Annotated in this window: 10 protein-coding genes; 5 read left to right on the forward strand and 5 right to left on the reverse strand. The window is 63.2% G+C overall.

All coding sequences use genetic code 11. From position 1 onward, the window contains the following. The 3 genes from kdgD to B3397_RS00075 form a co-directional block, all read left to right on the forward strand. A partial coding sequence (gene kdgD / locus B3397_RS00065; RefSeq protein WP_296246111.1) for a 5-dehydro-4-deoxyglucarate dehydratase occupies positions 1-878 on the forward strand: 878 nt, incomplete at its 5' end. 197 nt (positions 879-1,075) lie between these two features. Further along, positions 1,076-2,017: an AEC family transporter gene (locus B3397_RS00070; RefSeq protein WP_296246113.1), complete on the forward strand. Its 942-nt coding sequence runs from the start codon at positions 1,076-1,078 to the stop codon at positions 2,015-2,017. A gap of 44 nt (positions 2,018-2,061) precedes the next feature. Beyond that, positions 2,062-3,420, forward strand: a complete 1,359-nt coding sequence (locus B3397_RS00075; protein ID WP_296246115.1) for an amino acid permease — start codon at positions 2,062-2,064, stop codon at positions 3,418-3,420. A 211-nt stretch (positions 3,421-3,631) separates the two neighbouring features. Here B3397_RS00075 and B3397_RS00080 read toward each other — a convergent pair whose 3' ends face one another. The 5 genes from B3397_RS00080 to gatC form a co-directional block, all read right to left on the reverse strand. Next, a complete protein-coding gene (locus B3397_RS00080) occupies positions 3,632-4,666 on the reverse strand; it encodes a calcium/sodium antiporter (protein WP_296246127.1) in 1,035 nt (344 codons plus the stop codon). A 52-nt stretch (positions 4,667-4,718) separates the two neighbouring features. After that, the gene (locus B3397_RS00085) at positions 4,719-5,093 is read right to left on the reverse strand and encodes a septal ring lytic transglycosylase RlpA family protein (protein WP_296246117.1); all 375 of its coding nucleotides are present in this window, start codon (positions 5,091-5,093) and stop codon (positions 4,719-4,721) included. A 117-nt stretch (positions 5,094-5,210) separates the two neighbouring features. Further along, entirely contained in the window at positions 5,211-6,659 is a 1,449-nt protein-coding gene (gene gatB / locus B3397_RS00090) for an Asp-tRNA(Asn)/Glu-tRNA(Gln) amidotransferase subunit GatB (RefSeq protein ID WP_296246119.1), read from the reverse strand. Positions 6,660-6,670: 11 nt separating this feature from the next. After that, complete coding sequence (gatA, locus tag B3397_RS00095) at positions 6,671-8,122, reverse strand: Asp-tRNA(Asn)/Glu-tRNA(Gln) amidotransferase subunit GatA (RefSeq protein WP_296246121.1); 1,452 nt, start codon at positions 8,120-8,122, stop codon at positions 6,671-6,673. Between the two features lie 16 nt (positions 8,123-8,138). Then, a complete protein-coding gene (gatC, locus tag B3397_RS00100; RefSeq protein WP_296246123.1) occupies positions 8,139-8,426 on the reverse strand; it encodes an Asp-tRNA(Asn)/Glu-tRNA(Gln) amidotransferase subunit GatC in 288 nt (95 codons plus the stop codon). Positions 8,427-8,630: 204 nt separating this feature from the next. Here gatC and mreB point away from each other — a divergent pair, with 204 nt between their 5' ends. Further along, positions 8,631-9,668: a rod shape-determining protein MreB gene (gene mreB / locus B3397_RS00105; protein WP_008371426.1), complete on the forward strand. Its 1,038-nt coding sequence runs from the start codon at positions 8,631-8,633 to the stop codon at positions 9,666-9,668. Between the two features lie 136 nt (positions 9,669-9,804). Further along, positions 9,805-10,728: rod shape-determining protein MreC (gene mreC / locus B3397_RS00110; protein WP_296246129.1), on the forward strand; the 924-nt coding region annotated here is incomplete at its 3' end.

A 10,728-nucleotide genomic window follows, 5' to 3' on the forward strand; every position in this document is an offset into this window, starting at 1 on the left:
ACGGCTTGCTCTCCTTCCCTGTCACCGACTTCAATGCCCAGGGCGACTTCAATCGCGCAGGCTACGTCAAGCGCCTCGAGTGGCTGGCCCCGTACGGCGCGAGCGCACTGTTCGCTGCCGGTGGCACCGGTGAGTTCTTCTCCCTGGCCGCCAGTGAGTACTCCGAAGTCATCAAGACCGCGGTCGATACCTGCGCCACCAGCGTGCCTATCCTGGCCGGCGTCGGCGGTTCCACTCGCCAAGCCATCGAGTACGCTCAGGAAGCCGAGCGCCTGGGCGCCAAAGGCCTGTTGCTGCTGCCGCACTACCTTACCGAAGCCAGCCAGGACGGCGTTGCTGCCCACGTCGAAGCCGTGTGCAAATCGGTCAAGATCGGTGTGATCGTCTACAACCGTAACGTCTGCCGCCTGACCGCACCGCTGCTGGAGCGTCTGGCCGAGCGCTGCCCGAACCTGATCGGCTACAAGGACGGCTTGGGCGACATCGAACTGATGGTCTCCATCCGTCGCCGCCTGGGCGACCGCTTCAGCTACCTGGGCGGTCTGCCGACCGCTGAAGTCTACGCTGCGGCCTACAAGGCCCTCGGCGTACCTGTCTACTCTTCGGCGGTGTTCAACTTCATCCCGAAAACCGCCATGGACTTCTACCACGCCATCGCAGCCGAAGATCATGCGACCGTGGGCAAGCTGATCGACGATTTCTTCCTGCCGTACCTGGACATCCGTAATCGCAAGTCCGGTTATGCCGTGAGCATCGTCAAGGCCGGCGCCAAGATCGCTGGCTACGACGCAGGCCCGGTGCGTACCCCGCTGACCGACCTGACTGGTGAAGAGTACGAAATGCTGGCCGCCTTGATGGACAAGATGGGTCCGCAGTAAGCCGCGATACTGCGGTGTAGCCATCGCGGGCAGAGCCCGCTCCCACAGAGATCTCCGTTGTGCCGGGGATTCTTGTGGGAGCGGGCTCTGCCCGCGATGCCGCCCGCCTTGACACACCCTCCCAAGAATTTCCCCCGCCACACCCCTCCATCCTCGCTATCATTGTCGCCTGACAACAGGCAACAGGTTCCCCCGGCATGCTCGCCATCTTCTTGCAGACCCTGAACATCACCGCCCCGGTGTTTGCCATGCTGTTCCTGGGCTACGGCCTCAGGCGCATCGACTGGATCAACGACAACTTCATCAAGACCGCCTCGGCGCTGGTGTTCAACGTCTGCATGCCCTCGTTGCTGTTTCTGGGTATCTACCACGCCGACCTGCATTCAGCCCTCAAACCAGGGTTGCTGATCTATTTCGTGGTCGCCACGGTGGGCAGTTTCGCCATCGCCTGGTGGATCGCCATCTGGCGCTGCCCTGCGGTGGATCGTGGGGTGTTTACCCAGGGCGCTTTCCGCGGCAACAACGGGGTCATCGGCCTGGCCCTGGCGGGCAGCATGTACGGTGACTACGGTATCTCCCTGGGCTCGATTCTCGCCGGCCTGGTGATCGTGCTGTACAACTCGCTGTCGGTGGTGGTGCTGGCGATCTACAGCCCCAATATCAAGTCCGACCCATGGAGTATCTGCAAGAGCATCGTCGTCAACCCGCTGATTATCAGCGTGCTGCTGGCCACCCCCATCACCTGGCTGCAGGTGCCGATTCCCAACTGGATCCTCACGTCTGCCGATTACGTCGCACAAATGAGCCTGCCGCTGGCGTTGATGTGCATTGGCGGGACCCTGTCCCTGGCGGCATTGCGCAGCAGTGGCACGCTGGCCATGAGCGCCAGCGCGGTAAAAATGATCCTGCTCCCCATCATTGGCACTTTCGGCGCCTGGTTGTTGGGCTTCAGAGGGGCGGAACTGGGCATCCTGTTCCTGTATATTGGCGCCCCTTCGGCTTCGGTCGGTTATGTGATGGTGCGGGCCAGCGGCGGTAACTATTCGCTGGCGGCGGCGATCATCGTCATCACCACCCTGGCGGCTGCCATCACCACCAATATCGGAATTTTCCTGTTGCAGTGGGGCGGCTGGATCTAGACGCTGCCTCCACGTGCAGGCTTTACATGAGCTAAGGAATTCCAATGGATGACCAATCCACCCCCGAAGGTTTGCATCGGGGTCTGAAGAACCGCCATATCCAGCTGATCGCGTTGGGCGGTGCCATCGGTACCGGGCTGTTTCTGGGCATTGCCCAGACCATCGGCATGGCTGGGCCTTCGGTGATCCTGGGCTATGGCATTGGCGGCCTGATCGCCTTTTTCATCATGCGCCAGCTCGGCGAGATGGTGGTCGAGGAGCCGGTCACCGGCACCTTCAGCCACTTCGCCAACCGCTACTGGGGCGACTTTGCCGGCTTCATGTCGGGCTGGAACTACTGGGTGCTCTATGTGCTGGTAGGCATGGCCGAACTGACCGCCGTGGGTATCTACATCAAGTACTGGTGGCCGGATTTCCCCACTTGGGCCTCGGCCGCGGTGTTTTTCGTGCTGATCAATCTGATCAACATGTTTCAGGTGAAGATCTACGGCGAGATGGAGTTCTGGTTCTCGCTGATCAAGGTGGCGGCCATCGTCAGCATGATCGGCTTCGGCGCCTGGTTGCTGGCCAGCGGCAATGGCGGCCCGGATGCCAGCGTTGCCAACCTGTGGCAATACGGCGGGTTCTTTCCCAATGGCATCGGTGGCCTGACATTGGCCATGGCGGTGATCATGTTTTCTTTCGGGGGGCTGGAGCTGGTGGGTATCACCGCTGCCGAAGCCGATGACCCCAAGCGCAGCATTCCCAAGGCCACCAATCAGGTCATCTACCGCATCCTGCTGTTCTATGTAGGTGCGCTGGCGGTGCTGTTGTCGCTCTATCCCTGGCAAAAAGTGGTGGAGGGCGGCAGCCCATTCGTGATGATCTTCCACGCGCTGGACAGCAATGTGGTGGCTACCGTACTCAATGTGGTGGTGCTCACCGCTGCACTGTCGGTCTACAACAGCTGTGTGTATTGCAACAGCCGCATGCTGTTCGGTCTGGCGGTGCAGGGTGATGCGCCCAGGTCTCTGCTCAAGGTCAACAGCCGCGGCGTGCCGCTCAAGGCCCTGGGTATTTCGGCGCTGGCGACCGGCCTGTGTGTGGTGATCAATTACGTGATGCCCAGCGAGGCATTTGCGCTGTTGATGGCGCTGGTGGTGTCGGCCTTGGTGATCAATTGGGGGATCATCAGCATCACCCACCTGAAGTTCCGCAAAGCCAAGCTTCACGCCGGCGAGACGACGTTCTTCCCCAGCTGGGGCTATCCGCTGACCAACTGGGTATGCCTGGTGTTTCTGGCCGGGATTTTAGTGATCATGTACATGACGCCGGGTATCCGGGTTTCAGTGTTGCTGATTCCGGTGTGGTTGGTGGTGCTGGCGATTGCCTGGAAATTCAAGCGCCGCGGGGTTTCGCGCTAGGCATACCGACGCCTTCGCGGCTTGACGCCGCTCCTACAGAAACCCCCGCCCCTCTGTACGCCGTTCCCACAGCAATGATCGCCCCCCCTGTAGGAGCGGCGTAAAGCCGCGAAGAGGCCAGGTGGTCTGTACGCCGTTCCCACAGCGACGATCGCCCCCCACTGTAGGAGCGGCGTAAAGCCGCGAAGAGGCCCGCACTGCCACCCCACCCTCAATGCTGCCTACGCCAAGCCCTCACGCTGCTGACCGCCACCCCCACGGCCAGCATCGGCAACACACCGAACAACATCCATTGCTCCAGCTTTCCCGCCAGCGGCATGCCTGTGGTAAACGACACCACGTGCAGCCCATACGCCAGGTACAGCCCCAGCAGCACCAGCCCCTCCACGCGAGTGATCCGGTAACCCGTATAGAACAGCGGCAGGCACAGCACGGCCACGCCGAGCATCACCGGCAGGTCGAAATCCAGGGCATTGGGCGACACCGACAACGGTTCCGGGGTCAGCAGGGCGGTCAGGCCCAGCACTCCAAGCAGGTTGAACAGGTTGCTGCCGATCACGTTGCCCACGGCTATTTCCCGCTGGCCACGCAGGGCGGCGCTCAGCGAGGTGGCCAGCTCCGGCAGGGAAGTGCCTACCGCCACGATGGTCAGGCCGATGACGCGGTCCGACAAACCAAAGTCCTGAGCCACTTCGATTGCCGCTTCCAGAAGCCAGTGGCCGCCGGCCACCAGCAACAGCAATCCTCCCAGCATCAAGGCGATACACTTGAACCAGGGGGCGGCGCTCTGTCGCGGTGCGGGCCGTCCAGGGTGACGTGACTGGCGCCACAACACGCCCAGGTAGAGCGCCAGCGCCACCAGCAGCAAGGCACCTTCCACGCGGCCGAGACGCTCGTTCCATGCCAGCCCGAACACCAGCGCGCTGGCGCCGATCAGCAGCGGGATGTCGAGTCGCACCAGCTGCCGTGATACGCGCAGGGGAATGATCAGCGCGGACAGGCCCAGGGTGACCAGCAAGCTGAAGATGTTGCTGCCAAACAGGCTGCCCACGGCGATATCGGGCGTACCGGCGTAGGCGGCCTGCAAGCTCACCGCCAGTTGCGGGGCACTGCTGCCCAGCGCGACCACGCTCAGGCCAATCACCAGTGGCCGCACCTTGAGGCTGTCGGCCAGTCGAATCGCACCGCGCACCAGCAACTCGGCGCCTGCGATCAGCAAGAGCAGGCCGGCGACCAGTTGCAGCAGGCTGAGGGTGGGCAGGGTGGCTAGGTCGAAGATGGTCGGTGCTCCGGCAGGATCAGTCGGTAAGGGCCTGGACGCGCACCTTGGCCGTGCCGCTGCGCAGCATGCCCAGTTGCTCGGCGGCCTCGTGGGAAACGTCGATCAAGCGGCCCCGACTGTGCGGGCCGCGGTCATTGATACGCAGGACCACGTCCCGGTCATTGGCCAGGTTGGTAACCAACACGCGGGTACCGAAGGGTAGCTGGCGGTGCGCGGCGGTCAATTCGTGTTGATCGAAGCGCTCGCCGCTGGCCGTGCGCAAGCCGTGATGGCGGGCGCCGTAATAGGAGGCGACCCCTTCACGGCTATAGCCGTGCGGGTCGATGATCTGGCTCTGGCTGGCACAGCCGGCCAGGAACAGCAAGGTGGCAATGTAGAGCAGGTGCCGCATGGTGGGTCCTTGGTTTACGAATGCGCAGCTGACGGTGGTGAATGGTCGGGCCCCAACCCCAACCCTCTCCCTGCTCAAGGGCTGGGGTGGGGGGCATTCACCACAAATCTCACCCCTTTACACGCCCTCGAGCTTGCTCTTGAGCAACTCATTGACCTGCTGCGGGTTGGCCTTGCCCCTGGACGCCTTCATGGCCTGTCCGACGAAGAAACCAAACATCTTGCCGCGCTTGGCCTCGTCCGCCGCGCGGTACTGTTCGACCTGCTCGGCATTGGCCGCGAGCATTTCGTCGAGCACCTTCTCGATCGCACCGCTGTCCGTCACCTGCTTCAAGCCGCGGGCTTCGATGATCTGGTCGGCGTTGCCCTCGCCATTGGCCATCGCCTCGAAGACCATCTTGGCAATCTTGCCGGAGATGGTGTTGTCCTTGATCCGCTGCAGCATGCCGCCCAGTTGTGCCGCCGTCACGGGCGACTGCTCGATCTCCACGCCCTGCTTGTTGAGCAGGCTGCCCAACTCGACCATCACCCAGTTGGCCGCCAGCTTGGCGTCGCCACAAATGGCTACCACCTGTTCGAAGAAGTCCGCCTGCTCGCGGCTCGAAGCCAGCACGCTGGCATCGTAGGCCGACAGGCCGAACTGGCTCTGGAAGCGCCCGCGCTTGGCCGGCGGCAGTTCCGGCAGGGTGGCGCGAGTAGCGTCCAGGAACGCGTCCTCGATCACCACCGGCAGCAGGTCCGGATCGGGGAAGTAACGGTAGTCGTTGGCTTCCTCCTTGCTGCGCATGGCGCGGGTCTCGTCCTTGTTCGGGTCGTACAGGCGAGTTTGCTGGATGACCGTGCCGCCGTCTTCGATCAGCTCGATCTGACGGGCGATCTCGCTGTTGATGGCGCGCTCGATGAAACGGAACGAGTTGACGTTCTTGATCTCGCAGCGCGTGCCGAACTCGGCCTGGCCCTTGGGCCGGATCGACACGTTGCAGTCGCAGCGCAGCGAACCCTCGGCCATGTTGCCGTCGCAGATGCCCAGGTAGCGCACCAGCGCGTGAATCGCCTTGACGTAGGCCACTGCTTCCTTGGCACTGCGCATATCGGGTTCGGAGACGATTTCCAGCAGCGGGGTGCCCGCGCGGTTCAGGTCGATGCCGGTGCTGCCGCTGAAGTCTTCGTGAAGGCTCTTGCCCGCGTCTTCCTCAAGGTGTGCGCGGGTCACGCCGATGCGCTTGACCGTGCCATCTTCCAGGGTGATGTCCAGGTGGCCCTTGCCAACGATCGGCAGCTCCATCTGACTGATCTGGTAGCCCTTGGGCAGGTCCGGATAGAAGTAGTTCTTGCGCGCGAACACGTTGTGCTGGCCGATTTCTGCATCGATGGCCAGGCCGAACATCACGGCCATGCGCACGGCTTCCTGGTTCAGTACCGGCAGTACGCCGGGCATGCCCAGATCGACCAGGCTGGCCTGGGTGTTGGGCTCGGAGCCGAACGTGGTGGAGCTGCCGGAGAAAATCTTCGACTGGGTGGCGAGCTGGGTATGAATCTCCAGCCCGATCACGACTTCCCATTGCATGTGTTTTCTCCTTAGAAGCCTTCAGGCGCGCGAGTGTGCCAGTCGGTGACCTGCTGGTACTGGTGCGCCACATTGAGCAGGCGGCCTTCCTGGAAATACGGCGCCAGCAACTGCACGCCCACCGGCAGGCCGTCGACGAAACCGCCGGGCATCGACAGGCCAGGCAGGCCGGCCAGGTTGGCGGTAATGGTGTAGACGTCTTCCAGATACGCGGCGACCGGGTCGGCGTTCTTGGCGCCCAGTTTCCACGCCGGGTTGGGCGTGGTGGGGCTGAGGATCACGTCGACCTCTTCGAAGGCGGCCATGAAGTCGTTCTTGATCAGGCGGCGGATCTTCTGTGCCTGCAGGTAGTAGGCGTCGTAGTAGCCGGCCGACAGGGCATAGGCCCCGACCATGATGCGGCGCTGCACTTCCGGGCCAAAGCCTTCGGCGCGCGAGCGCTTGTACAGGTCGGTGAGGTCCTTGGGGTTCTCGCAGCGATAGCCGAAGCGCACGCCGTCGAAGCGCGACAGGTTCGAGGAAGCCTCGGCCGGAGCGATCACGTAATAGGCCGGAATCGCCTGCTGCATGTTCGGCAGACTGATTTCCTTGATGGTCGCACCCAGTTTTTCCAGTTCCTTGATGCTGGCGTGCACCAGGTCGGCGATGCGGGGGTCCAGGCCGGCGCCGAAGTACTCCTTCGGCACACCGATGCGCAGGCCTTGCAGGGAGCCGCCGAGGGCGGCGCTGTAGTCGGGCACCGGTTCATCGATGCTGGTGGAATCCTGCGGGTCGAAGCCGGCCATGCCTTGCAGCAGCAGCGCGCAGTCTTCGGCATTGCGCGCCAGAACGCCGGCCTGATCCAGGCTCGATGCGTAGGCGATCATGCCCCAGCGGGACACCCGGCCGTAGGTCGGTTTGATGCCGGTCAGGTTGGTGAACGCGGCCGGTTGGCGGATCGAGCCGCCGGTGTCGGTGCCGGTGGCGGCCGGCAGCAGGCGTGCGGCCACAGCAGCCGCCGAGCCGCCGGAGGACCCGCCCGGCACGTGCGCCAGGTTCCAGGGGTTCTTCACGGGGCCGTAGTGGCTGTTTTCGTTGGCCGAGCCCATGGCGAACTCGTCCATGTTCAGCTTGCCCAGGGTGACCGCGCCGGCTGCGTTGAGCCGGGCCACCACGGTGGCGTCGTAGGGCGCCTGGAAGTTGTCGAGCATCTTCGAGCCGCAGCTGGTGCGAATGCCCTGGGTGCAGAACAGGTCCTTGTGGGCCAGCGGCGCGCCCAGCAGGGCACCGGTCTCGCCGTTGGCGCGGCGGGCGTCGGCGGCCTGGGCCTGGGCGATGGCGTGGTCTTGGGTTACGGTGATGAAGCTGTTGATCTGCGGGTCCAACTGGGCAATGCGCGCCAGCAGGGTGCGGGTCAGTTCTTCGGCGGAAAACTTCTTGTCGGCGAGTCCGCGGGCGATCTCGGCCAGAGTCAATTGATGCATGGCAGGCTCTTTTCCCTTACTCGATGACTTTCGGAACCAGGTACAGACCGTTCTCGACGGCCGGCGCAATGGCCTGGTAGGTATCGCGCTGGTTGTGTTCGGTAACCTGGTCGACGCGCAGCCGCTGGCTGGCCTCGAGCGGGTGGGCGAGGGGTTCGATGCCGGCGGTATCGACCGCCTGCATCTGGTCGACCAGGCCCAGAATGCTGTTCAGTGCGTCGGTGGTGCGTGGCAGATCGGCTTCATTCAGGCCCAGACGGGCCAGGTGAGCGATTTTTTCCACATCGCCGCGTTCAAGCGCCATGGGGATCTCCAGTGAAAACGAAAGACGGCAAAGCCGTGGTTTTGGGGAACACTATCGCACTTCTGCGGTCATATGGCCGCGATCGAGTGAAGGCGTGCTCGGAAAAACAGCCAATTTAACATATTGGCGCCTTGCCCAAAATCCCCGCCGTTGTTAGAGTTTGCCGCACTTTTTTACCCACGCGTTGCCTAGGGTCCTTTTCCCATGTTCAAGAAACTGCGTGGCATGTTTTCCAGCGATCTTTCCATCGACCTGGGCACTGCCAACACCCTTATTTACGTGCGTGAGCGCGGTATCGTTCTGAATGAGCCATCGGTTGTGGCCATTCGGACCCACGGTAATCAGAAAAGTGTCGTCGCTGTCGGTACCGAAGCCAAACGCATGCTTGGTCGTACCCCCGGCAACATCGCGGCCATTCGCCCGATGAAGGACGGCGTGATCGCCGACTTCAGCGTCTGCGAAAAGATGCTGCAATATTTCATCAACAAGGTGCACGAGAACAGCTTCCTGCAGCCCAGCCCGCGTGTGCTGATCTGTGTGCCCTGCAAATCCACCCAGGTGGAGCGCCGCGCGATTCGCGAGTCGGCACTGGGTGCCGGTGCCCGTGAAGTGTTCCTGATCGAAGAGCCCATGGCTGCCGCCATCGGTGCCGGCTTGCCGGTCGAGGAAGCCCGTGGCTCGATGGTGGTGGATATCGGCGGTGGTACCACCGAAATCGCCCTGATCTCGCTCAACGGTGTGGTCTACGCAGAATCCGTACGTGTGGGCGGCGACCGCTTCGACGAAGCCATCGTCACCTACGTGCGTCGCAATTACGGCAGCCTGATCGGCGAGTCCACCGCCGAGCGCATCAAGCAGGAAATCGGTACCGCCTACCCAGGCGGCGAAGTGCGTGAAGTCGACGTGCGTGGCCGTAACCTGGCCGAAGGCGTCCCACGCGCCTTCACCCTGAACTCCAATGAAGTGCTGGAAGCGTTGCAGGAGTCCCTGGCGACCATCGTTCAGGCCGTCAAGAGCGCCCTGGAGCAGTCGCCGCCGGAGCTGGCCTCCGACATCGCCGAGCGTGGCCTGGTGCTGACCGGTGGTGGTGCGCTGCTGCGCGACCTCGACAAGCTGCTGGCCCAGGAAACCGGTCTGCCGGTCATCGTCGCCGAAGACCCGCTGACCTGCGTCGCTCGTGGCGGTGGTCGTGCCCTGGAAATGATGGACAAGCACACCATGGATCTGCTCTCCAGCGAATAACTTCGCGGGAAAGATTCCTGGGGTCGTTTACAGGTAGCGTCTTGGATGCTACCTGTATGCGTCCTGTACTTTCGATCCGGGCCGGTTTGCCGTCGTATGAATGACCACATGAACATTTGCCTGGGAGGAGCGGCTTATTAAACCGCTTTTCACCAAGGGCCCCTCACTGGGCGTGCGCCTGTTGGTGCTGGTCGTGCTGTCGGTCGCGCTGATGGTGGTCGACGCGCGCTTCACCCTGCTCAAGCCCGTGCGCAGCGACATGTCGTTGGTGCTGATGCGTGCCTATTGGGTGACCGATCTGCCGCAACGACTGTTCGAAGGGGTCGCCAGCCAGTTTGGCAGCCGTACCGAATTGCTCGCCGAAAACGAGAAGCTCAAGACCGAAGCCTTGCTGCTGCAAGGTCGCCTGCAGAAGCTGGCGGCCCTGACCGAGCAGAACGTACGGCTGCGCGAGCTGCTCAACTCCTCAGCACTGGTGAACGAGAAGGTCGAAGTGGCCGAACTGATCGGCATGGACCCCAACCCCTTCACCCACCGCATCCTGATCAACAAGGGTGAGCGCGACGGCGTCGTGCTCGGCCAGCCCGTGCTCGATGCCCGCGGCTTGATGGGGCAGGTGGTCGAATTGATGCCCTACACGTCGCGCGTGCTGCTGCTGACCGACACCACCCACAGCATCCCGGTACAGGTCAACCGCAACGGCCTGCGCGCCATCGCCAGCGGCACCGGCAACCCTGAGCGCCTGGAATTGCGCCATGTGGCCGACACCGCAGACATCAAGGAAGGCGACCTGCTGGTCAGCTCCGGCCTGGGTCAGCGGTTTCCCGCCGGCTACCCGGTGGCCACGGTCAAGGAAGTCATCCACGACTCAGGTCAGCCCTTCGCCATCGTGCGTGCCGTCCCAACAGCGGCCCTGAACCGCAGCCGTTACCTGCTGCTGGTGTTCAGCGACAGCCGCTCCCCCGAGCAGCGCGCCACGGAAGCGGCCCAGGCCCAGGAAGCAGCGGATCAGCAAGGCGCCGCACCCGCTGCGGCCGCCCCGGCACCTACGGCCACCACG

The organism is Pseudomonas sp. UBA4194 (genome assembly GCF_002379585.1).
Lineage (GTDB): Bacteria > Pseudomonadota > Gammaproteobacteria > Pseudomonadales > Pseudomonadaceae > Aquipseudomonas.

Bases quoted from the DNA above. Each gene is read 5' to 3' on its own strand.
- B3397_RS00070 (WP_296246113.1), top strand. From the start codon at position 1,076: ATGCTCGCCATCTTCTTGCAGACCCTGAACATCACCGCCCCGGTGTTT.
- B3397_RS00075 (WP_296246115.1), top strand. From the start codon at position 2,062: ATGGATGACCAATCCACCCCCGAAGGTTTGCATCGGGGTCTGAAGAAC.
- B3397_RS00085 (WP_296246117.1), bottom strand. From the start codon at position 5,093: ATGCGGCACCTGCTCTACATTGCCACCTTGCTGTTCCTGGCCGGCTGT.
- gatB (WP_296246119.1), bottom strand. From the start codon at position 6,659: ATGCAATGGGAAGTCGTGATCGGGCTGGAGATTCATACCCAGCTCGCC.
- gatA (WP_296246121.1), bottom strand. From the start codon at position 8,122: ATGCATCAATTGACTCTGGCCGAGATCGCCCGCGGACTCGCCGACAAG.
- gatC (WP_296246123.1), bottom strand. From the start codon at position 8,426: ATGGCGCTTGAACGCGGCGATGTGGAAAAAATCGCTCACCTGGCCCGT.
- mreB (WP_008371426.1), top strand. From the start codon at position 8,631: ATGTTCAAGAAACTGCGTGGCATGTTTTCCAGCGATCTTTCCATCGAC.